The organism is Devosia sp. J20-27 (genome assembly GCF_055808595.1).
In genome coordinates this window covers 391,584-413,111 of record NZ_CM147875.1, presented here as the reverse complement: position 1 = coordinate 413,111, position 21,528 = coordinate 391,584, and the positions used below count along the sequence as shown (strand labels likewise).

The following is a 21,528-nucleotide window of genomic DNA, read 5'->3' as shown; positions in this document are numbered from 1 at the left end:
TTCTTTTCCCGGGGTCCCGTAACTCCACCTGTCCCGACGCTAGAGACGCGGACCCCCAAAGGAAGGAAATTACATCATGAAGATCTCCCTGCGCGCGCTTGCGCTTGGCGCCACCATTTCGCTCGCTTCGCTGACCGGCGCGGCCTATGCCGAAAACCCGATGGTCGGCGGCATGCCGATGTACGAGAACAAGGACATCATCGATAACGCCGTGACCTCGCCCGACCACACGACCCTGGTCGCCGCGGTTCAGGCTGCCGGCCTTGTCGACACGCTGAAGGGCGAAGGCCCGTTCACCGTTCTGGCCCCGACCAATGAAGCCTTTGCCGCCCTGCCGGCCGGCACTGTCGAAGATCTGCTGAAGCCGGAAAACAAGGACACGCTGGTCAAGATCCTCACCTGCCACGTGATTGCCGCCAAGGCGCTGTCGACCGACATCACCAAGATGGCCATGGATGATGGCGGCGCGCATGTCGTCGACACCGTCGGCGGCTGCAAGCTGACGCTCAAGTCCGAGGGCGGCACCGTCACCATCACCGACGAGACCGGCGGCGTTGCCACCGTGACCATCGCTGATGTCGTGCAGTCGAACGGCGTGATCCACGTCATCGACAAGGTGCTTCTGCCCAAGATGTAAGGCTTGCCGTCCCGCGCGCCCCTCACATGCGGGACACAAGCTTTTGACGTGCAGGCCCTCGCCCCAAACGATAGCCTGCACACCAGCCCCGCACCCGGTCCGACCACCAGCCCAGGTGCGGGGCGCCCCAGTTTCCGGAGATACGATATGGCCATCACTCGACGCAGCGTCCTCTTCGGCGGCACCGCCGTTGCCGCACTCGGTGCGGCCGCCGTCTTCTTCCGTCAGATGCCGTCGGACGCCCGTGCGGTCGAAGGCACCTTCGAAATCACCAAGACTGACGCCGAATGGATGGCGCAGCTCGATGACGCCGCCTACCAGGTGCTGCGGCACGAGGCGACCGAGCGCCCCTACACCTCGCCGCTCAACGACGAGCACCGCGCCGGCATCTTTTCGTGCAAGGGCTGCGACCTGCCGCTCTTTGACGCCGCAACCAAATATGACAGCGGTACCGGCTGGCCGAGTTTTTACGAGCCTCTGGCCAATGCCGTGGGCGAATCCAGCGACAACAAGCTCGGCTATATCCGCACCGAGGTGCATTGCCGCCGCTGCGGCGGCCACCTCGGCCACGTCTTCCCCGACGGCCCCGAGCCGACCGGCCTGCGCTACTGCATGAACGGCGTGGCGCTGACCTTCACGCCGAAGGCCGCCTGACCGGCGCCGGGCAGGCTCTCAGACCACTACTTCAGACTGCGCAGCGTGGGGACAACCAGTCCCCGCGCTTCGATTTCCTTGCGGACGCCGGGCGGGATATCCCGGCAGCCGCAATTGGCGCTGTGGGCCAGATGCCAGTCGATGCGTTGCTCCGTCGTGGCGTTCCTGGGCAGCCGATGCGTCGCGTGCCACTCCCGATTGAGCGTCATGACAGTTTCCTCCGTGCACTCCGCTGTCCGGCACGACACCACGATCGGGCCACCGGCACCAGTCCTGGGCCTCGCCGCGATGCTCAGACCGCTTCCGGCGTGCGCGCGGCAACAGCCGAGGCCGTCAGTCGCGGTGCATCGCCGGCACTCCAGCGCACCATGGCGAGCACCGCAAAGGCGCCGAAGCCGAAGATGGTCAGCAGCAGGGTGATGAACCAGCCGACAACCGGGATCATGCCGAGCAGTCCGGCAATGACGATGGCGGCAACGAGGGCAGCGAAGCGCTTGAGCTTGCTATCCAGCTTGAGCAGCCGGCCGCCGACCTGGACGCCCAGCAGATAGAGCCCGGCGAGATAGGCCAGGGCGCTGACGATCGCCACGAAGATCAACACCACCGGCAGCACGACGATACCGATCAGGGTGAGCGCGAAGACGGGGACCAGGCCCACAATGGTGGCAAAGCCGAGCAGGCCGAGCCCGAGATTGCGGAACGGGCGGCGCTCGCCGGCGATCTCGATGCTGGCCACCAGTCGGCTGCCCAGGGTGACAAAGAGCAGGCCCACGACCGCCAGCAGCAGCCACCAGATGCCGGTTGCCCACACCGCCGGCCAGATGCTGCGCACCACATGCTCGGCCGTCTTGCCGGCCTCGCTGGCATAGTCCGGCATCACCAGCGGGCTGTAGCTGACGCGATCGGCCGATGCGACGCTGTCAGGCACGGCGATTTCGCTGGGGGCCTGAATGGTCAGCTTGCCGGTCACCTTGGCGCCGGGCCCGAAGGTCAGCGCCTCGCCGAAAAAGCTGAAGTCACCGGCGATGGTGCTCTCGAGGGTGAGGCTTTGCGCCGCGACCAGTGCCGAGCCGCTGACCGGTGCCGAGAGGCGCACGCTGGCACCGGCCAGCCGGACATTGCCGGTCACGGGCGCGGCGGCATCCACGGTGATGCTGTTGGCAAAGGCCGTGACGTCGCCGCCGACCGCGCCTCGGACATTGACCGAGGAGCCGGCGGCATAGAGGTTGCCGGTGACGGCGGCATTGCTCGAGACGTTGAAGCCGGCCATGTGCGCGTCGCCGGAGACCGGCGCCGACAGCGACACATCGTAGCCCGCCGCGAAGGCATCGCGTTCGACCGCGCTGCCGATGCTGGCGGCCTGGCCGGCCACATATTGGTCGCCGCCAAAGCTGAGCCGTGACTCGTCGGCCGCGGCAACGCCCGACAGCGCACAGATGATGGCAAGGGCCAGTCCAGAAAGAAGTCTCATGCAAGCCTCCTCGGCTGTTGAACCGCGGGTGGCCACAGCCCCCGCACTGCGGACAGCAAAGGCCGGTAACGCGCACTCTGCATTGCGCCAGATCAAAAAAGGCGTCGCCGCTGCCACGAGTTTGCGCTCGATCAAGGCCGGTGCGCTGGACCTGGTCTCTACTCGCCGCGGACAAGGAGCATGCGATGAACCGCGACGACAACGGGTGGCATTTCAGCGAGGCACGACAGGTGACGGGCGCCGGGCTGGCGGCCGAACTGCAGCGCTGCCTCGCCGCTGGTGGGATCGGGCGGCTGCAACTCCTCAGCCCCAGGGGCGACCTGACCCTGGTCCTGCCGCTGGCCGGCAACGCCATCGACCCGCGCTGGCTGCCGGTCGTCGCGACCCTGGCGCGCAACTACGACACCCTGACGCTGCGCCTTGCGCGGGCCGCACCGGCGGCCGGCACGGCACTGCGGGAAGCCGTCCCGGCCAGTGCCGGCTAGCTACTGCGCGACATAGCCGCCATCGACCAGATGGTAGCTGCCGGTGATGAAGGACGCCCCTTCCGAGAGCAGGAACGTGGTCAGCGCCGCAACCTCCTCGGCCGTGCCGAGACGGCCGATCGGATGCAGGGTGCGGATGTAGCCCAGCGCGTCCTCGTCGAGGTTCTTGGACAGCAGCGGCGTATCGATGAAGCCCGGGCCGATGGCGTTGATGCGCACACCATGCTTGGCGTATTCGATCCCCGCAGCCTTGGTCAGGCCGACAATGCCATGCTTGGCCGCGACATAGGCCGGGGCATTGGCAAAGCCGACGGCGCCCAGGATCGACGCCATGTTGACGATGGCGCCGCCACCCGAGGCCATGATAGCCGGGATCTGGTAGCGCAACCCGTAAAAGACGCTGTGCATGTTGACGTCGATCACCTTGTGCCAGCCGTCGAGCGGATATTCGCCGGTCGGGGCCGACGGCCCGCCGATGCCGGCATTGTTGACCGCCAGGTGCAGGCCGCCATAGGTCCGCCTGGCCGTCTCCACCATGGCCTCGACCTCGACCGCGTCGGCGACATTGGTCTCGACGGCCGAAGCCGTGCCGCCGGCCGCCTTGATCTCGTCGGCGAGATCCTCGGCACCCTTGATGTCGAGATCGGCCAGCAGCACCCTGGCGCCATCGGCCGCCAGCGACCGGGCGATGGCTGCGCCGATGCCCGACGCGGCGCCGGTGACGATCGCCACCTTGTCCTTGAAATCATAGGTCATCGAATACTCCTCAGGCGGGGGTGAAATGCGAGCCCAGAAAGTACGGCCAGACCACGAGGCCCAGCAGTCCCATCCAGAAGTCGAGCCTCAGGTAGCCGATGGAAAACAGCCATCCGGCAAACCAGAAGGCGCCCAGCGAGGTGTGTTGCGTGATGTGGATACGATCCATTGCAGGCTCCCCTGTTGAACTGGGCAACCTTGGCGCTTTGCGGGGCGCTTCTGCATTGATGTGGGTCAAGCCGCGATAACGCGGCCCTAGTCGACCGCCTGCAGCGCGTCGTGGTTGGGCAGCTTCATGCCAAAGCCCGGCGCGTCCGAGAGCTTCAGCTTGCCGTTCTGCGGCATCTGCTCGCCCTCGAACAGTTCGCCGAAGACCGGCATGATGGATTTGCCGTCCGGGCTCGCCGCCACATATTCGCAGAACGCCGGACCGGTCTGGCTGGCAATGAACTGGTACGAATAGGGGCCGCTGCCATGCGGCACGACCGGGATGTCATAGGCAGAGGCATGGGCCGCGATCTTGAGCAGCTCGGTCATGCCGCCCACCCACATGACGTCGGGCTGCACGATGTCGAGCGTCCGCTCCTCGATCAGCCGGCGGAAACCGTAGCGGGTATATTCATGCTCGCCGGTGGTCCATTTGAGATGTGGATGCGCCTGCTTGATGGTGCGGAAGCCCTCGATGTCCTCGGGTGACAGCACTTCCTCCCACCAGTGGATGTTGAGCGGCTTGCACATTTCGGCGAGGCGGATGGCATAGTCGACGGTCAGCGACATGTAGCAGTCGACCATCAGCGGAAAGTCCGGACCGACATCGGCGCGGTGCCGGGCGAGGAAGTCGTAATTCTTCCGCAGCCCTTCCTCGCCGTCGAAATGGCTGTGCGGCAGCGGCACCTTGGCGCCCCAGAAGCCCAGCGCCTTGATCGCCAGCGGCTCGGGCGTGGTGCAGTAGAAGGTGATCTCGTCGCGCGATTTGCCGCCGATCAGGTTGTAGACCGGCTCGCCGCGCACCTTGCCGTTGAGGTCCCAGAGCGCCAGGTCGACGGCGCTGATCGCCATGATCGGCAGGCCCTTGCGGCCATAGGGCAGCGACGAGCGGTAGAGCTGGTCCCAGAGCATGTTGAGATTGCGCGCGTCCTCGCCGATGAGGAAGCGGGCGAAGTGGTGCTTGATCATCCAGGCGGCGGGCGCCCCGCCCGAGCCGGTGGCGACGCCGACGGTGCCGTCCTCGGTCTCGATCTCGACCACCAGCGCGCCAAGCACGCCAATGCCCCAGCTGGAGCGCTTCTCGCGATATCTGGCATAGCCCGACATCGGGTTCGAGATCAGCGTGTCGACCAGCCAGTGGCTCGAGTCGCCAGGCTTGAAATAGGTCCCCGCCCTGGCGCTCGGCTTCATGGTGTAGACCCGCAGGTCCTTGATGCGGAAGGCGGTGCTGGGAAGGCTCATGGAAGGTAGAAGACCTGCTTGAGCGGCACCTGCACCGGCACGTTGTCCGGATGCGTCTCCATGATGTCGGCCATGTGCTTCCACCAGCGCTTCATGATCTCGGTGCCCGGCAGCGCGTCCATCGTGTGGTCGTCGGTGCGCGTCAGGATGCCGAACAGATGGTTGCTCTCGGGATCGAGCCAGATGCTGTAGTCGGACACCCCGGCATCCTTGAGCGCCTGCGACAGCTCGGGGAAGATCTCGTCGTGCCGCTTTTCATACTCGGCCGCCTGGCCGGGATTGAGGTTCATGCGAAAGGCGATGCGTTCTGACATGGACGGGTCCTTCACTGCTGGCGGTTGGCCATGGTCTGGATGGTGGTGTCGCGCACGTGCTCGAGGTGACGGCGATAGGCGGCCGCGGCCGCCTCGGCGTCGCCGGCGACGATGGCCTCGGCCACCTCGACATGCTGCCGGACACTGATCGGAATGACGCCGGGCACTTCGCTGGCCGAGCGGCGCACGTCGAGCCCGAGATCGTAGAGCACCTGCGCCAGACTCGAGAGTAGCGGGTTGCCCGCGCCGGTATTGATGGCCTGGTGATATTCGATGTCGAGCAGCCGGAAGGCCACCGGGTCATCCTCGAAATTTTTGCCGTCGATGGCGAGCTTGGCGATGCGCTGGCGCAGTTCGGGCGTGGCGCGCTCGGTACACAGCCGCACCAGTTCGAGATCGACCACGGTGCGCGCCTCGAACTGCTGGTGCACGTCGTAATCGGCCACCGACAGCATGGTGTTGAACGGCGCCACCAGGCGGCTCGGCGACAGGTCGGTGACCGTGTAGCGGCCACCCTGGCGGCTGACCAGAACGCCCATCAGCGTCAGCGCCTTCAGGGCCTCGCGCAGCGGTGGCCGGGAAATGCCGAAGGCAATGCCCATCTGCGCCTCGGTCGGCAACCGGTCGCCGGACTTGAGATTGCCGCTCTTGATCATCGCCATGATGCGGTTGGCGACCTGCTCGGCCAGCGAGCGCCGCTCCAGCGTGCCGCCGTCGAAATCCCTGCGGCCGGCGACGCGCGCAGGATCGAGCAGATCGGCAAAGGCATCGGCCGCCGGGGTGGCGGGCGCGCTGGCCTTTGCGGGGGTGATCTTGCTCATCGACGCTGCCTGCCTACAGGCCGAGCCGGTAGAAGGCGTTGGCATTGTCGCGATAGATCTTGCGCGTCTCGGTTTGGCTGAGCCCCAGATCGGCAAAGGCATTGTCGAGCACCTCGACCCAGCGGGGCAGGGTGGTCGACTGCAGGAGGATCGGGTAGTCGCCGGCATAGATGATGCGGTCGGGTCCGAAGCTCTCCAGCGTCGCCTCGATATAGGGGCGCAGCTCTTCCTCGCTCCAGTTCTCGCTGGCATAGGGCGGCAGGTCCGAGAGCTTGACCCACATGTCGGGGTGCCTGGCGAGGTCGGCCATGTCCTCGCGGAACTGCTCGATCTTGCCCTGCCGGATGCCGGGCTTGCCGCAGTGATCGAGGATCATCGGCACGCCGTGGATGCGGGTGACGAACTCGCGGATGAAATCCATCTGCGTGTAATTGGGATTGATGTCGAACGACCAGCCGAACTTGCCCAAGAGGTTCACGCCGTCGATGAAGCCATCGCTGAGCGTCAGGGCGCGCGGGTCGGCGTCGAATTCCATGATGCGCCGGATGCCGCGCACGCTCGGATGATTGTCGCGCATTTGGGTGAGCATGGGCTCGACCTTGCTGCCCCTTTCGAGCGGCGCCATCGGGATGATCGCCTTGATGCGCGGGTCGCGCTTCTGCTCGTCCTCGACGAACTCGATCTCCTCGATGTACTGCCCGCCGCCGTCCCAGAAATCGGCATAGCACTCGAGAAACACCATCGCCTCGACCTGCAGGTCGCCGCAGGCCGCCTGATAATCCTCGACATGGTAGGGGTGGCCGAACAGCGGATGGCCGTCGAACGCGCTGTATTTGAGGCGCGTCTGATCCCAGACATGCAGATGCGTGTCGATGATCGGAAAATCAGGCATTGGCGCTCCTCTCCCCACGTCCGCCGTGTGGGCCAGCGGTTCCGTACCGTTCCAGAAATGGCGGCTTGAGAAAAACTTGTCAAACTAATTTTTGTCTGACAAGTTACACGACAAGTCGAGAGCGGAGTCCACATCCGCCTGTGTCTTTGCCTGAGGGAGGCCTCCAACGTGACCATGTCCGTATCCACCCGTCGCCGGGTCGGGCGCACCAGCCTTGAGCTGCCCGTTTTCGGTTTCGGCGCTGCCCATCTTGGTGAGCTCTACGCCAGGGTCGAGGAGGCCGAGTCCCGGGCCACGATGCAGGCGGCGTGGGATGCGGGCGTCCGCTATTACGACACCGCCCCCTGGTACGGCCGCGGCCTCTCCGAGCATCGCCTTGGCGGTTTCCTGCGGACCCGGCCGCGTGACCAGTTCAGCATCACCACCAAGGTCGGCCGCACCCTGCATCGGCCCAGGGATCCGAAAACCTTCGACCGTGCGCCGTGGACGGGCGGGCTCAACTTCGAAGTGAAGTTCGACTACAGCTACGATGGCATCATGCGCTCCTACGAGCAGGCGCTGCAGCGCCTCGCGCTCGATACCGTCGACGCGCTGGTGATCCACGATCTCGATGTTGCCTATCATGGCGCCGAAATGCAGGCCGCGCACGAGGCCGATCTGGCGGCGTCCGGCATCAAGGCGCTGCAGGAGCTCAAGGCCTCGGGCGATATCCAGGCCTATGGCATGGGCATCAACACCAATCAGGCGCTCGAGGAAGTCGCGACCCGCGTCGACCTCGATTTCTGCCTCGTCGCCATGCCTTACACCCTGCTCAATCAGGAGAGCCTCGACCGCGGCATGAAGACCTGCCTCGACCGCGGCGTCTCGGTGATCATCGGCGCGCCCTTTGCCTCCGGTATCCTCGTGACCGGCTCGGGCGCCGGCGCCATGTATGCCTATGGCAAGGCCTCGCCTGAAGTGCAGGCGAGGGTGCAGGGGATCGAACGCGTCTGCGCTGCCCACAACGTCAAAATGCCTGTCGCCGCCCTGCAGTTCGTGCTCGCCCATCCCGCCGTCGTGGCGACGATTCCCGGCGCCGCCAGGCCGATAGAAGTGCAGCAGAACGTCGCCGCGCTCGAGGTGAAAATTCCATCGGCCTTCTGGTCCGACCTCAAGGCAGAGGGGCTGATTGCCGCCAATGCCCCGGTCCCGGGCGAAGAGAACTAGACCCATGACCGACACGGCTCCGCTCATCAGCGCTCGCGGTATCGGCAAGCAGTTCGGCACTGTCGATGTGCTGCGCGATGTCGATCTCGACCTGATGCCCGGAGAGATTCACGCCCTGCTCGGCGAGAACGGCGCCGGCAAGTCGACCTTTGCCAAGATCCTCGCCGGCGTGCATCGCCCGACGCGCGGCAGCATCAGCCTCAATGGCAAGCAGGTGGAGATCGCCAGCCCGATCGCTGCCCAGAAGCTGGGCGTGACGCTCATCCACCAAGAACCGATTTCCTTCCCCGACCTGTCGGTCGCCGAAAACCTGGTCCTCGGCCGCGGCGATGCCGGCTGGCTGGCCCGCGTGCCGTGGTCGAAAATGACGCGCGACGCGCGCGCCCTGATGGACCTGCTCGGCGTCCGGATCGACGTTACCCGGCCGATGCGGGGCCTGTCGATTGCCGACCAGCAGATGGTCGAGATCGCCCGCGCGCTCGCCTCGGACAGCAAGCTCATCATCATGGATGAGCCGACCGCGCCGCTGACCCCCAAGGAAGTGGATACGCTGTTCGGTATTGCCCGCCGCCTGCGCGACGAAGGCCGCACCATCGTCTTCATTTCGCATCGGCTGGAAGAGGTGCGCGCGCTCTGCGACCGCGTCACCATCTTCCGCGACGGCGACAAGGTCACCACCGACACCATCGCCAATCTCAGCGATGCCGACATCATCCGGCTGATGATCGGCCGCGAGTTCACCGAATACCTGCACAAGGGCACCAGCGAGATCGGCGACGTCGCCCTCAAGGTCGAGGGCCTGACCCTGCCTGGCGTCTTCCAGGACATCAGTTTCGAAGTCTGGAAAGGCGAGATCGTCGGCCTTGGCGGCCTTGTCGGCGCCGGTCGTACCGACGTGGCGCGCGCCCTGTTCGGCGTCGCCCCCGCGGCGACTGGCAGCATCGCGATCAACGGCACGACCGTCAGCATCGAGGACCCGTCGCAGGCCATCGCGCTTGGCCTCGCCTTCGTCCCTGAGGATCGCGCCGTGGCCGGCATCTTCCGCTCGCTCTCGGTCGAGGAGAACATCACCGCGGCCGTGCCGCGCCGCATTGCGCCCGCCGGCTTCATCCGCCGCGCCGTCGAGAGGGCGCTGGCCTCGGACTCCGTGCGCCGTCTCAGCATCCGCCTGGCATCGCTGCGCCAGCCCATCGGCGAGCTCTCGGGCGGCAACCAGCAGAAGGCGATCCTTGCCCGCTGGCTGCTGACCGATCCGGACGTGCTCATTCTCGACGAGCCGACCCGCGGCATCGATATCGGCGTCAAGGCCGAGTTCTACGACATGATCGGCGAACTCGCCGCATCCGGTCGCGCCATCCTCCTCATCTCGTCGGAACTGCCCGAGCTGCTGGCCCTCTGCGACCGCATCCTGGTGATGTCGGAAGGCCGCCTGACCGCCGACATCCCGCGAGCCGAGGCGACGCAGGAAAAGATCATGAGTGCCGCCGTGCCGCGTACGGCCACCTTTGAAGGAGTGGCCGCATGAGCGCCCTACGTTCGATCCTCTTGCGGCGCGAGTCCGGCATCCTGGTGATGATCGTGCTGTTCTGCCTCGCCGTCGGCACGCAGAAGCCGCAGTTCCTGACCCTCGACAGCCTGCGCATCATCCTGCTGCTCACGCCGCTGATCATGATCGGTGCTATGGGCCAGATGCTGGTGCTGGTGGCGCGCCATGTCGACCTGTCCATCGGCTCGATGCTGGGTTTCTCCGCCATGGTCACCGGCATGATGTTCAAGTTCTATCCCGAGATCTGGTGGCCGCTCGGCTTTGCCCTCTCGATCGGCGTCGGCGCCGGTCTGGGTCTGCTCAACGGCGTGCTGGTGACGGTGTTCAAGCTGCCCGCCATCATCGTCACGCTGGGCACGCTCAACCTCTATCGCGGCCTCACCTACATCGTCTCCAATGCCAAGCAGATCGACCGGCAATATGTGCCATCGGCGCTCAAGTCGATGTCGCAGACCTCGCCGATCTTCGGCATTCCGTGGATCATCTTCATCGCCTTCGGCGTCGCCCTGCTGACCTATATCTTTGTCATGCACACCCGGGTCGGCCGGCAGATCTTCGCCATCGGCTCGAACCCGGTGGCCGCACCGCTGCGCGGCATCGACGTCACCAAGGTGACGCTGCTGGTGTTCACCATTTCCGGTGCGCTCTCGGGTCTCGCCGGCATCATGTATGCGAGCCGCTGGGGCTTCGTGAACCCGTCCAATACCGGCGCCGGTTTCGAGTTCCAGGTGATTGCTGCCGTGGTCATCGGCGGCGTCTCGATCAACGGTGGCGTCGGTACCGTGCTGGGCACCGTGCTCGGCGTGCTGCTGCTGGGCTGCGTCTCGGCGGCGCTGCCTCTGCTCGGCATTCCGGGCACCACGCAGAACGCCATCTATGGCGCCGTCATCCTCATCGCCCTGCTGATCGACCGCACCGTGCGGCAGCAGGGAATAGCCAGTCTCTCTTCGAGGGCACGACCATGAGCGCGCTCGACAATGCCACGGCGGCGCGCGGCCGCGAATCCGCGCCGGCGCGTCCACTCTGGCAGGTGATCTTCATCCGTCCCGAGGCCATGACGTTCACGCTGCTGATCCTGGCCGTGTTCGGCGCCAGCCTGCTGTCGCCCTATTTCCTCGACGTCGCCTACATCCTGCGCAGCTTCACCCTCTCGGCCGAGTTCGCCATCGTCGCGCTGGTGCTCACCATGGTGATCATCGCCGGCGAGATCGACCTGTCGCCGGCCGCCAACATGGCGCTGTCGGCCAGCCTGTTTGCGCTGGTGCTGGATGCCGGCGTGTCCATGCCTGTGGCGATCGCCATCGGTCTGGGCGCCGGCCTGCTGATGGGCCTGCTCAACGGCATCATGGTCATTCGCCTGCAGATCCCCTCGATCATCGTCACCATCGGCACGCTGACGCTCTATCGCGGCCTGGCGCAGGTCATTGCCGGCGACAAGTCGATCCGCGTGCCCGACTATTTCATCGGCATCAACACCATCATGATCTTCGGCATCCCCTTGCCGGTGGTGATTTTCATCATCGCCTCGATCGTGCTCGGCGTGGTGCTCGGCATGACCATTTTCGGCCGCCAGATCTATCAGGTCGGCACCAATGAGGTGGCAGCGCGGCACGCCGGCATCCGCTCGCGGCGCATCAAGATGCTGCTGTTCCTGCTCATGGGGGTGGTGAGTGCGATCGCCGGCCTGATGACCGCCTCGCGCCTCGGCTCGGTCCGCTACGATCTCGGGCTCGGCGGCGAGCTGCAGATGGTGCTCATGGCCATGCTGGGCGGCACCTATATCTTCGGCGGCCGCGGCACCATTCTCGGCACTTTTCTGGCGGCCTGGCTGCTGGTCATCGTTTCGACCGGCATGACCGTCGCCAACGTTCTGCCGGCCGTCCAGCTGGTGGTGCTGGGCGTCCTGCTGGTCGTCTCGATCATCGCCACCAATCTGATCTATTCCCGCACCCAGAGGTGACGGGCAAGTCCGCCGGGTACCAACCGGCATCACACCAGGAGGAACGCATGCTGAAAAAGTCCCTAGTGCTCGGCCTGGCGGCCGGCCTCGCTTTCGCGACCACCGCCATTGCCGCCGATCCGGTCAAGATCGTCTATATCGGCAAGAACACCGGCAACCCCTATTTCGACAGCATTACCGGCGGCTTCGAGGATGCCTGTGAAGCCAAGGGCTGCGAGTTCGAGTTTGTCGCTCCGGCCACGGCCGAAGCCACGTCGCAGATTCCGTTCATCGAGGCGCAGATCCAGCGCGGCGTGAACGTCATCGGCATCGCGCCCAACAGCCCCGATGCTCTCAACCAGGTGCTCGACGACGCCCGCGCCAAGGGCATTCTCGTGCTCACCGTCAACGGCGACCTGACCGGCAATGAAAGCCATCGCGACGCCACCATCCTGCCGGTGAACTTCGACATCGTCGGCCGCGACCAGGTCGAGATGGTCGGCTCGCTCATCGGCTATGAGGGCGAGATCGCCATCCTGTCGGCCACCACTGAAGCTCCCGACCAGAACAAGTGGATCGTGGGCATGAACGAGACGCTCAAGTCCGATCCGAAATACGCCAAGATGAGCCTGGTCGCCACCGTCTACGGCGACGACCAGCCCGAGAAGTCGACCACGGAAATGGAAGCGCTGCTCTCCAACTACCCCAACCTGAAGGGCGTCATCGCACCGACCACCGTCGGCATCGCCGCCGCCGCCCAGGTGGTGCAGTCGCGTGGCATCGCCGACAAGGTGCATGTCACCGGTCTCGGCCTGCCCAGCGAAATGCGCGACTTCATCAAGGACGGCACGGTTTCGGCCTTCCAGCTCTGGTCGCCCTACAATGAAGGCTGGCTGGCCGTGCATTTCGCTCTCGGCGTGCTCGACGGCTCGATCAAGAATGAAGTCGGCGCCTCCTTCGAGGTCCCCGATCTGGGCACCGTCACCATCAACGAGAACAACTCGATCAACACCCAGGCCGAGCTGACCACGTTCGACGCGGCCAATATCGACGACTTCGACTTCTAGGCTCGAACCACTCTCGACCGGGGCGCCGACCGAACTGGCCGGCGCCCCTTTTGTATGAGCGGTCCGCCCGCGCGGCGCCGACGCGCCATCCCAGGCTCACACACAGGTGCACATGTCCATGAACAGCTATGACTTCGACAATCGCGTCGCCATCATCACCGGCGGTGGCCAGGGCATCGGCCTGACCGTCGCCGAGCGCATGCTCGAGCATGGCGGCTCGGTCGCCATCTGGGATCGCGACCAGGCTTTGCTCGATGCGCTCGACGCGAAGTACGGCAGAGACGGCAAGGTGCTGGCAGTCCATGCCGATATCGGCGACATGGCCTCGGTCAACGGCGCAGTGCAGGCCGTGCTCGACCGCTTCGGCAAGATCGACATTCTCGTCAACAACGCCGCCATTGTCGGCCCCAATGCGCCGACCTGGGAATATCCGCCGCAGGCCTTCGAGGACGTCGTCCATATCGGGCTGGTCGGCACCTTCTACGTCTGCCGCGCCGTGGTGCCGCACATGATCGAAAAGGGCTATGGCCGCATCGTCAACCTGAGCTCGGTGGCCGGAAAGGAAGGCAATCCCAACGCCCCGGCCTATTCCGCCACCAAGGCCGGCGTCATCGCGCTGACCAAGTCGCTGGGCAAGGAACTGGCCAAATATGATATCGCCGTCAACGCCGTCACCCCGGCGGTCGCCAAGACCACCATGGCGATGAGCCAGGAACCCGAATTCCTCAAGATGATCCTGGGCAAGATCCCGCGCGGGCGCATGCTCGAGCTGAGCGAGGCGGCGTCGATGATCTGCTGGCTGGCCACCGCGGAAAATTCCTTCACCACCGCTTCGGTGTTCGATCTCTCGGGTGGCCGCGCCACCTACTAGAGGCACGACAACGGACCGGCCGGCTGTCACACCGCTCACCTTTTAGAGAGGGGATTGCTAGCCCACCCGTCCCTCCGGCAGACTTGCGCTGGTGAAGATCTCCAGTTGGCCCCGTCCCCTGTGGCGGGGCCATTTTTTGGCCGGACCGGACCTGGCTGAGTCTAGTGGATGACCGCGGCGATGGCGGCGACGACGCCGGCCGTGGTGTAGGGCTTGGGCAGGAACAGCCCGTCGTCGGGCATCATGTCGCGAGTCGGGCGTTGCTTGCCCGAGGTGACGATGACGTGCACCGGCGGCCAGCGGTCGCGCACCACCGCCGAGAGCTTCAGGCCATCCATCGAGCCGGGCATGTCGATATCGGTGAACATGATCGTGATTTCCGGATGTGCCGACAGCAGTGTCACCGCATCGTCCGCATTGGTCGCCTCCAGCACCTCAAAACCCTCCTGCTTGAGCTCGTCTGAAATCGAGAACAGCAGGAGTGCCTCGTCTTCGACGACGAGCACGGTCGGAGTGGTCTGTGGCAGTGGCATATCGGTACTCAATCTGTCAGTTCGGCGTCGGCCGGGTGGGTTCCGGAGCGCTCAGTATGACCTCAACTCCTTCAGGAAGGTATTCGATGCCTACCTTTCCCTGAAAATCGGCGGCCAGCACCCGTTCGATCAGGAATCGCCCGAAGCCCCGCCGCGCCGGCGCTTCCACCGGCGGTCCGCCGCGTTCCGTCCAGCGCCAGGTCAGCTGCGGCTGGTCACCGCTGCGATCCACGTTCCATTCGATGGCGACACGCCCGCTTTCGCCTGACAATGCCCCGTATTTCAGGGCATTTGTGCCCAGCTCGTTGATCGCCAGGGCCAGCGACAGCGCCATCTTGGGACCGAGCGCCACGTCGGGTCCGGTGATGTCGATGCGCTCCGCCGGCAGCGGCGTGATGGCCGATCGCACCACTTCGCCCAGCGCGGCCGCCGTCCATTTGGTCCGCGTCAAAATATCGTGTGCATTCGACAGCGCCCGCAGCCGTTCGCCGAAATGCGCCGCTGCCGTCTCGAGGTCGCCATTGCGCAGGGTCTGCGACGCAATCGCCGAAACCATGGCCAGGATGTTCTTGATCCGGTGCTCGAGCTCGTGGGTCAGCATGGCCTGCCGTCCCTCGGCTTCCTTGCGGTCGGTGATGTCCTGCATGATGCCGAACATCTTGACCGGCTTGCCGGCGGCGTCGTGCACGAACTCGATATGCCGCGACAGCCAGCGCACCTCGCCCGTATCGGGGCGGCGAATGCGGTACTCGACGCTGGGCACGGCCTGGCCGTTCCGCCGCGTCTCTTCGGTCGAGCGGACATTGCGATGCTCGGGCACCACGATGTTCTCGAGCTCGCTGATATGGATGCTGTCGCGCTGGCTGAGGCCCCAGATTTCCCAGAAATGATCCGAGCCGATAACCGTGCCGCTTTCGATATCGAGCTCCAGCGAGGCAATGCCGGCGGCATTCTGCGACAGCCGGAAGCGACGCTCGCTCTCCTTCAACCGCCGCTCGGTGCGCACGCGCTCGGTAATATCGATCACCACGCCGATGGCGCGCCGGCCCCCGTCGACCGCCTCGGCGCGAATGAGCACCCAGTGCTCCGATCCGTCGGGCCAGAGCAGCTGGGCCTCGGCTTCGAACTCCGAGCGGCCGTCGGCCTGCATTTCAGCGCCCATTTGCGCCAGTCTCTCGACCTCGCCCGGCGCATAGCGCGACTGATAGTCCTCGAAATCCGGATGGGAGTCCTCGGGAAAGCCGAAGAGCCGGTTAAGCGCGGCCGAGGGGGTGATGACGCGGCTGACCGTGTCGAGGTCCCACACGGCCAGCTGCCCGGCCTCGATGGCCAGTTGCAGGCGCGTCTGGCTTTCGGCCAGTTCCCGCACGATCCGCCGGTGGTCGTCGATATCTGTATTGGTGCCGATCCAGCGCACCACCTTGCCGTGCTCGTCGCGGATGCATTCGGCACGGATCAGGAACCAGCGGTAGACGCCGTCATGGCGACGGATGCGGAATTCCATCTCGTACGGGTCGCCGCTCTCCACGGAACCAACCCAGGCCGCGGCGGCGGCAGGCAGATCGTCGGGATGGACGATGCTCGCCCAGTTGTTGCCGTCCAGCGCCCCCGGCTCGACCCCCGAGTACTCGTAGATCCGGCTGTTGAACCAGTCGAGCAGGCCGTTCGGCGGCGCGGCCCAGACGTGATTGGGCATGGCCTCGGCAAACAGCCGGAATTTCGATTCGCTGTCGCGGACGGCCTGCGTCGCCAGCACTTCCTCGGTGACGTCGGCGCCCTCGACAAAGATGCCGACGACCTCGCCGCCGGGATCGCGCACCGGCTGATAGATGAAATCGACGAAGCGCTCCTCCAGCGGGCTGCCGGCCGTTCGCTGCAGGAAGGCCTTCAGTCCGCGGCCGATATAGGGCTTGCCGCTGGCATAGACCTCGTCGAGCAACTCGACAAAGCCCTGGCCGGCGATTTCCGGCAGTGCCTCCAGTACCGGCATGCCGACGATGTCGCGATGCCCGATCAGCTGCAGATAGGCATCGTTGGTCATTTCGAAGACGTGGTCGGGGCCGCGCAACATGGCAATAAAGCTCGGCGCCTGCTGGAACATCTGCCGGAGCCGGTCGCTTTCGCCGGCCAGCCAGCGCTCGGCCTGCACTTTTTCGGTGGTCTCCACCACAATGGCGATGACGCCGATCGGCGCGCCGCTGTCGTCGGTGATCGGTGAATAGTCGAGATCGAACCAGAGCTGCTCGGGAGCGCCGTTGCGATTGAGCGTCAGCGCCTGATCCTTGTATTCGAGGGTGCCGCCGGCCAGCACCACGTCAAGCACCACGGCGTTGAAATCGGCCACTTCCGGCCAGCCCTCGAGCACCTTGCTGCCCAGCAGCGCCGGGTGGCGGGCCCCCGCCACGCCGGCATAGGCCTCGTTATAGATCATGATGCCGTCCGGACCCCACAGGGTGCACATCGGCAAGGGCGAGCGGAGAATGATGCTGAGGGTCGTCCGGATTGCAGCGCACCAGCCGTCGATCGGGCCAAGCGAGGTGCCCGACCAGTCAAACGCTGCGATGAGTTCGCCCAGCTTGCCGCCGCCCTGCAGAAACCCATGCCGTGTAGCGGCGTCAAGATGCAATGGAAATCCCCCTGATTGGGCCCATAACGCGCGGGCGTGAAAAAGGCTCCAGAAAAAGTGCGCCTGACGCATTTACATATCTCGTTTGCGTTGGACGTGGCTTGCCAAGCGTTCCCGACTGCCCCAAATCTGGCGCCATCATGAAGCTTTCCATCATCCAGACCGGCGGTGTCCCGCTTCCCTTGGCCGACCGCTTCCGGTCCTACCCGGCCATGTTCGAACGCATGTTCGCCCGCGCCGGATCGGCCTTCGACTATGAGACCATCCCTGTCCACGAGGGGGCGCCGTTTCCCGATGTTGCCGCACTTGAGGGCATCCTGATCACCGGCTCGGCTGCCGGCGTCTATGACAGCTACGACTGGATCGAGCCGCTGCGGGACTTCATCCGGGCGGCCTATGCCAGCAAGACGCCGATGCTCGGCATCTGCTTTGGCCACCAGATCATGGCCGATGCGCTGGGCGGCGATGTGCGCAAATCCGACAAGGGCTGGGGACTGGGGCGGCACACCTATGATCTCACCGCTCGCCCGGCAGCCTTCGACACCACCGCGCCGGCCCTGCGCATTGCCTGCAGCCACCAGGACCAGGTGATCGTGCCACCGGACGACGCCGAGGTGTTCCTGGCCTCCGGCTTCACCCCCAATGCCGGGCTGGTCTATCGCAACGGCGCCGCCATCAGCCTGCAGCCGCACCCCGAGTTCGACGACGACTACACCCGCGCCCTTGCCGAGCTGCGCCGCGGCAAGGTTCCGGATGCGGTGGTGGACGCCGCAACCGCATCGCTGGACACGGCCTCCGACAGCACCGAAGTGGCGGGTTATCTCGCAGCGTTTCTCGGCCAGAGCCGGTCCTGACCGCCGGCACCTTGCGGCCGGGAGCAGAGCCTAGATGCCGGACATCTCGACGATGCGGGCAATCTCGGCCCGCAGCGTGTCGATGCCGAACTTGGTCTCGCTCGAGGTGACGATCAGCTCGGGATGCGCGGCCGGGCGCTTGGCGATGGCCGACTTGGTGGCGGCGATGATCTTGTCGAGATCGCGCGCCAGCAGCTTGTCGCCCTTGGTCAGCACCACCTGATAGCTCACCGCCGACTTGTCGAGTTCGTTCATTACCGTCAGGTCGTTGGCCTTGGGGCCGTGCCGGCCATCGACGAGCACATAGACGCGCCGCAGGTTCGGGCGGCCGGTGAGATAGGAGTGGATCAGCTTGGTCCAGGCCTCGACCTTGTCCTTGGGCGCCTGGGCAAAGCCGTAACCCGGCATGTCGACGATCCGCAGGGGTGAATTCTCGGCCTCGAAGATATTGAGTTCCTGCGTCCGCCCCGGGGTGTTGGACGTCCGTGCCAGGCTCACCCGCCCGGTCAGCGAGTTGATCAGCGACGACTTGCCGACATTGGAGCGGCCGGCAAAGGCCACTTCGACCCGGTCCGCGGGCGGCAGGTCGGAGATCCGCACGCAGCCTTTCACGAACACGAAGGGGCGGGCAAACATCAGCCGTCCGGCCTCGAGGTCGAGGTCCGACTGGGGCAGATCGTCGTCGGGCAGGTCTTGGTTGGGCAGGTCGTCGGTCATGAGGCTTCAATAGGGGAGGGGGCGTCGGAGGGGAAGCCCCCATGCTGCAGTCGTCGTTCCCCTCCCCCTTGAGGGAGGGTAGCGAGAGACCGACGGCATCCTCAAAACAAACGAGGCTCCCGAAGGAGCCTCGCAAATCACGTGCGGTGGCTGGCCTCAGCTCGCCGGCTTGTCCGGCGCCGGCTTGCGCTTGAAGCTGCTGACGATATTGCCCAGCAGGTTCACCTCGGCGCCGTGGCGCTTCATGATGAAATACTGCTGCGTCACCGACAGGGCATTGTTCCAGGCCCAGTAGATCACGAGGCCGGCCGGGAAGGTGCCGAGCATGAAGGTGAAGATGATCGGCATGAAGCCGAAGATCATCGCCTGCGTCGGATCGGGCGGCGGCGGATTGAGCTTCATCTGCACCCACATGGTGATGCCCATGATCACCGGCCAGATGCCCAGGTGCAGCAGGCCGCCCAGCACCGGGATGACCGTCGGATCCCACGGGATCAGGCCGAACAGCGTGAAGATATTGGTGGGGTCGGGCGCTGCCAGATCCTGGATCCAGCCGAAGAACGGCGCATGCCGCATCTCGAGGCTGATGAAGATGACGGTATAGAGCGAGAAGAACACCGGGATCTGGATCAGCACCGGCCAGCAACCGCTGAGCGGATTGATCTTTTCCTTCTTGTAGAGCTCCATCATCGCCTGCTGCTGCTGCGCGCGATCGTCCTTGAAGCGTTCCTGGATCGACTTCATTTCCGGCTGCACGCGCCGCATCGCGGCCATCGACTTGTAGGAGCGATTGGCGAGCGGGAAGAACAGCGCCTTGACGATGACCGTCACGGCGAGGATGGCGATGCCGAAATTGCCGACAATGCCGTAGAGGAACTGCAGCAGGTCGAACATCGGCCTCGTGATGAAGTGCAGCCAGCCCCAGTCGATCATCAGTTCCAGCCGGTCAAAGCCGTAATCGCGATCGTAGGAGTCGATGATGTGCGTTTCCTTGGCGCCGGCGAAAACGTAGCTCTTGTTTTCGGCGCTGGCCCCGGCGGCCACCACGACCGGCGTCGTCTCGACAAAGCTCGACTGGTAGATATCGGTGCCGGCCGGCTTGGAGTGATAGAAGGTGGCATTGAGCGGCGCGCTCGGCTCGGCAATGATCGCCGTAGCCCAGTACTTGTCGGTATAGCCCACCCAGCCGCTGGTGTTTTCGAACTTGAGCAGCTTGTCGTTCTGCATGTCCGTGTATTTCTTCGAGATCAGATTGTTCGATCCCAGCACGCCCAGCGGGCCCTCGTGCTGGATGAAGAAATTCTGCACATGCGGCGTGCCCTGGCGCACCACCTTGGCATAGGGGAAGAGGACAACCGGCGTGCTGCTGTTGTTGTCGATCGTCTGCGTGACGGTGAACAGGTAGTTGGCATCGACCGCGAAGGTGCGGTGGAAGACGAGGCCTTCGCCATTGTCCCAGGCAATACTGACCGGCGTGTTTTCGGTGAGCGTCTGGTTGTCGCTGTCGACGGTCCACACGGACTTGGCGTCGGGCAGCTTGGCCGTGCCGCCGGCCGCGGCGGTCCAGCCCTGTTCGATGAAATAGCCGTTCGGCGCGCCATCGGGGATCAGCAGCGTGATGATGGGCGAGGTCTTGTCGACGGTCTCGTGATAGCGCTTGAGCTGCAGGTCATCGAGGCGGCCGCCGATCAGGTTGATCGACCCCGAGAGCGCATTGGCGGTCTCGATCTTGACCCGCGGCGTCGCCGCCAGGGCCGAGGCGCGGTCGGCAAAAGCCTGCGTCACGCCATTGTTGACGACCGGACTGGCCGTCTGGCCGTCGACGGTGGGGGCATTGAGCGCCGCATCGGCGGCTGCACGCTCCTGCACCTGCAGTTCCGCCCGCTTCTGCGCCTGCTCGAGCTGCGGACCGGCCACGAAAAACTGCCAGCCAAAGAGCACAACCACGCTCAGGACGATGGCAAGGATCATATTCCGGTTATTGTCGCTCTGCATTATTTCGGCTTCCGGGGGCTATCGGCCCTGCTGGCGTGGACTTTGACGATGGAGGATGAAAGGTCGCGCACAAGCTTGTCGAACTTCTCGCCCAGCGCTTCGCGCCGGCCTACAAGCACGTAATCATGTTGGGGCTGGAATTGGGCGGCGCAAGCCCTCGCGGCAGCACGCAAGCGACGCTTGATGCGGTTGCGCTGCGGCGAATTGCCCGTCTTCTTGGTCACCGTGTAGCCAATTCCCGGCATTTCCCCTGCACTGGCAATGGCCTGCAGCGAAAAAGCAGAGCGCCCGGCGCGATTGCCCCGGGCGGCCCTTGTGAACTCGGCCCTCTTGCGAAGTTGCCGCAACATCTGCATGCGGCAGGCGGCCCTTAGGCCGACAGCTTCTTGCGGCCCAGAGCGCGGCGCATATTCAGGATTTTACGGCCGTTCTTGGTCGCCATACGGGCACGGAAGCCGTGACGGCGGGTCCGCACAAGATTGCTCGGCTGGAATGTACGTTTCATAACATCAGACCACGCCGGGCGCGGTTCCTCTGGATCAAAGCTTGCGCAAGATGTTTACCGCAGATTTCCGGGGTTCCCGGACGTCTGGGCAGGTTGGGCGGGCTTATAGGGAAAACGAACCGCCAAGTCAACGCGCCGCGGCCGCTCCGATGTGCGCAATTTCCCCGACAAAACCGTGCGCTCGCCGCCT

At 65.0% G+C, this 21,528-nt stretch carries 24 protein-coding genes; 10 read left to right on the top strand and 14 right to left on the bottom strand.

What is annotated here, in order from left to right:
- Positions 1-76 precede the first annotated feature (76 nt).
- Positions 77-637 carry a fasciclin domain-containing protein gene (locus tag AC0L4C_RS01925; protein ID WP_473401835.1) on the top strand — a complete coding sequence of 187 codons (561 nt, stop codon included), beginning with the start codon at positions 77-79 and terminating at the stop codon, positions 635-637.
- Positions 638-790: 153 nt separating this feature from the next.
- Positions 791-1,291 (top strand): peptide-methionine (R)-S-oxide reductase MsrB, encoded by a 501-nt coding sequence (gene msrB, locus AC0L4C_RS01920; RefSeq protein ID WP_473403585.1) that lies wholly within the window; start codon positions 791-793, stop codon positions 1,289-1,291.
- A 26-nt stretch (positions 1,292-1,317) separates the two neighbouring features.
- On the opposite strand, the gene AC0L4C_RS01915 is transcribed toward msrB, so the two are convergent.
- Together AC0L4C_RS01915 and AC0L4C_RS01910 are read right to left on the bottom strand one after the other, a co-directional pair.
- Positions 1,318-1,500 (bottom strand): hypothetical protein, encoded by a 183-nt coding sequence (locus AC0L4C_RS01915; protein WP_473401834.1) that lies wholly within the window; start codon positions 1,498-1,500, stop codon positions 1,318-1,320.
- A gap of 83 nt (positions 1,501-1,583) precedes the next feature.
- Complete coding sequence (locus AC0L4C_RS01910) at positions 1,584-2,762, bottom strand: hypothetical protein (protein WP_473401833.1); 1,179 nt, start codon at positions 2,760-2,762, stop codon at positions 1,584-1,586.
- A 185-nt stretch (positions 2,763-2,947) separates the two neighbouring features.
- Between AC0L4C_RS01910 and AC0L4C_RS01905 the strand changes: the two genes are divergently transcribed.
- Positions 2,948-3,247 carry a hypothetical protein gene (locus AC0L4C_RS01905; RefSeq protein ID WP_473401831.1) on the top strand — a complete coding sequence of 100 codons (300 nt, stop codon included), beginning with the start codon at positions 2,948-2,950 and terminating at the stop codon, positions 3,245-3,247.
- Here AC0L4C_RS01905 and AC0L4C_RS01900 read toward each other — a convergent pair whose 3' ends face one another.
- The 6 genes from AC0L4C_RS01900 to AC0L4C_RS01875 all read right to left on the bottom strand — a co-directional run bounded on the left by AC0L4C_RS01900 (position 3,248) and on the right by AC0L4C_RS01875 (position 7,479).
- Entirely contained in the window at positions 3,248-4,003 is a 756-nt protein-coding gene (locus tag AC0L4C_RS01900) for an SDR family NAD(P)-dependent oxidoreductase (protein WP_473401830.1), read from the bottom strand.
- 10 nt (positions 4,004-4,013) lie between these two features.
- A complete protein-coding gene (locus tag AC0L4C_RS01895; RefSeq protein WP_473401829.1) occupies positions 4,014-4,172 on the bottom strand; it encodes a hypothetical protein in 159 nt (52 codons plus the stop codon).
- Between the two features lie 86 nt (positions 4,173-4,258).
- On the bottom strand, positions 4,259-5,452 hold the full coding sequence (rhmD, locus tag AC0L4C_RS01890) for an L-rhamnonate dehydratase (protein ID WP_473401828.1): 1,194 nt from the start codon (positions 5,450-5,452) through the stop codon (positions 4,259-4,261).
- Positions 5,449-5,766, bottom strand: a complete 318-nt coding sequence (rhaM, locus tag AC0L4C_RS01885; RefSeq protein WP_473401827.1) for an L-rhamnose mutarotase — start codon at positions 5,764-5,766, stop codon at positions 5,449-5,451. The genes rhmD and rhaM overlap by 4 nt, the downstream gene beginning before the upstream one ends.
- A gap of 11 nt (positions 5,767-5,777) precedes the next feature.
- Positions 5,778-6,587, bottom strand: coding sequence for a FadR/GntR family transcriptional regulator (locus tag AC0L4C_RS01880; RefSeq protein WP_473401826.1), 810 nt, complete (start codon positions 6,585-6,587; stop codon positions 5,778-5,780).
- Positions 6,588-6,600: 13 nt separating this feature from the next.
- Positions 6,601-7,479, bottom strand: a complete 879-nt coding sequence (locus AC0L4C_RS01875) for an amidohydrolase family protein (RefSeq protein ID WP_473401825.1) — start codon at positions 7,477-7,479, stop codon at positions 6,601-6,603.
- Between the two features lie 174 nt (positions 7,480-7,653).
- Between AC0L4C_RS01875 and AC0L4C_RS01870 the strand changes: the two genes are divergently transcribed.
- The 6 genes from AC0L4C_RS01870 to AC0L4C_RS01845 all read left to right on the top strand — a co-directional run bounded on the left by AC0L4C_RS01870 (position 7,654) and on the right by AC0L4C_RS01845 (position 14,108).
- Positions 7,654-8,685, top strand: a complete 1,032-nt coding sequence (locus AC0L4C_RS01870; RefSeq protein ID WP_473403584.1) for an aldo/keto reductase — start codon at positions 7,654-7,656, stop codon at positions 8,683-8,685.
- Between the two features lie 4 nt (positions 8,686-8,689).
- Positions 8,690-10,210: a sugar ABC transporter ATP-binding protein gene (locus AC0L4C_RS01865; RefSeq protein WP_473401824.1), complete on the top strand. Its 1,521-nt coding sequence runs from the start codon at positions 8,690-8,692 to the stop codon at positions 10,208-10,210.
- On the top strand, positions 10,207-11,196 hold the full coding sequence (locus tag AC0L4C_RS01860; RefSeq protein ID WP_473401823.1) for an ABC transporter permease: 990 nt from the start codon (positions 10,207-10,209) through the stop codon (positions 11,194-11,196). The genes AC0L4C_RS01865 and AC0L4C_RS01860 overlap by 4 nt, the downstream gene beginning before the upstream one ends.
- Positions 11,193-12,191: an ABC transporter permease gene (locus tag AC0L4C_RS01855; protein ID WP_473401822.1), complete on the top strand. Its 999-nt coding sequence runs from the start codon at positions 11,193-11,195 to the stop codon at positions 12,189-12,191. The genes AC0L4C_RS01860 and AC0L4C_RS01855 overlap by 4 nt, the downstream gene beginning before the upstream one ends.
- A gap of 47 nt (positions 12,192-12,238) precedes the next feature.
- Positions 12,239-13,237 carry a substrate-binding domain-containing protein gene (locus tag AC0L4C_RS01850; RefSeq protein WP_473401821.1) on the top strand — a complete coding sequence of 333 codons (999 nt, stop codon included), beginning with the start codon at positions 12,239-12,241 and terminating at the stop codon, positions 13,235-13,237.
- A 118-nt stretch (positions 13,238-13,355) separates the two neighbouring features.
- Positions 13,356-14,108 (top strand): SDR family NAD(P)-dependent oxidoreductase, encoded by a 753-nt coding sequence (locus tag AC0L4C_RS01845; protein WP_473401819.1) that lies wholly within the window; start codon positions 13,356-13,358, stop codon positions 14,106-14,108.
- Positions 14,109-14,269: 161 nt separating this feature from the next.
- On the opposite strand, the gene AC0L4C_RS01840 is transcribed toward AC0L4C_RS01845, so the two are convergent.
- Complete coding sequence (locus AC0L4C_RS01840) at positions 14,270-14,641, bottom strand: response regulator transcription factor (protein ID WP_473401818.1); 372 nt, start codon at positions 14,639-14,641, stop codon at positions 14,270-14,272.
- A 16-nt stretch (positions 14,642-14,657) separates the two neighbouring features.
- Complete coding sequence (locus AC0L4C_RS01835) at positions 14,658-17,267, bottom strand: PAS domain S-box protein (protein ID WP_473401817.1); 2,610 nt, start codon at positions 17,265-17,267, stop codon at positions 14,658-14,660.
- Positions 17,268-17,407: 140 nt separating this feature from the next.
- Between AC0L4C_RS01835 and AC0L4C_RS01830 the strand changes: the two genes are divergently transcribed.
- Entirely contained in the window at positions 17,408-18,121 is a 714-nt protein-coding gene (locus AC0L4C_RS01830; protein ID WP_473401816.1) for a glutamine amidotransferase-related protein, read from the top strand.
- 30 nt (positions 18,122-18,151) lie between these two features.
- Here AC0L4C_RS01830 and yihA read toward each other — a convergent pair whose 3' ends face one another.
- The 4 genes from yihA to rpmH all read right to left on the bottom strand — a co-directional run bounded on the left by yihA (position 18,152) and on the right by rpmH (position 21,338).
- Complete coding sequence (yihA, locus tag AC0L4C_RS01825) at positions 18,152-18,838, bottom strand: ribosome biogenesis GTP-binding protein YihA/YsxC (RefSeq protein WP_473401815.1); 687 nt, start codon at positions 18,836-18,838, stop codon at positions 18,152-18,154.
- A 156-nt stretch (positions 18,839-18,994) separates the two neighbouring features.
- A complete protein-coding gene (gene yidC / locus AC0L4C_RS01820) occupies positions 18,995-20,833 on the bottom strand; it encodes a membrane protein insertase YidC (RefSeq protein WP_473401814.1) in 1,839 nt (612 codons plus the stop codon).
- Positions 20,833-21,189, bottom strand: a complete 357-nt coding sequence (gene rnpA / locus AC0L4C_RS01815; protein WP_473401813.1) for a ribonuclease P protein component — start codon at positions 21,187-21,189, stop codon at positions 20,833-20,835. The genes yidC and rnpA overlap by 1 nt, the downstream gene beginning before the upstream one ends.
- Positions 21,190-21,203: 14 nt before the next feature.
- The gene (gene rpmH, locus AC0L4C_RS01810; RefSeq protein ID WP_395818005.1) at positions 21,204-21,338 is read right to left on the bottom strand and encodes a 50S ribosomal protein L34; all 135 of its coding nucleotides are present in this window, start codon (positions 21,336-21,338) and stop codon (positions 21,204-21,206) included.
- Positions 21,339-21,528 lie beyond the last annotated feature (190 nt).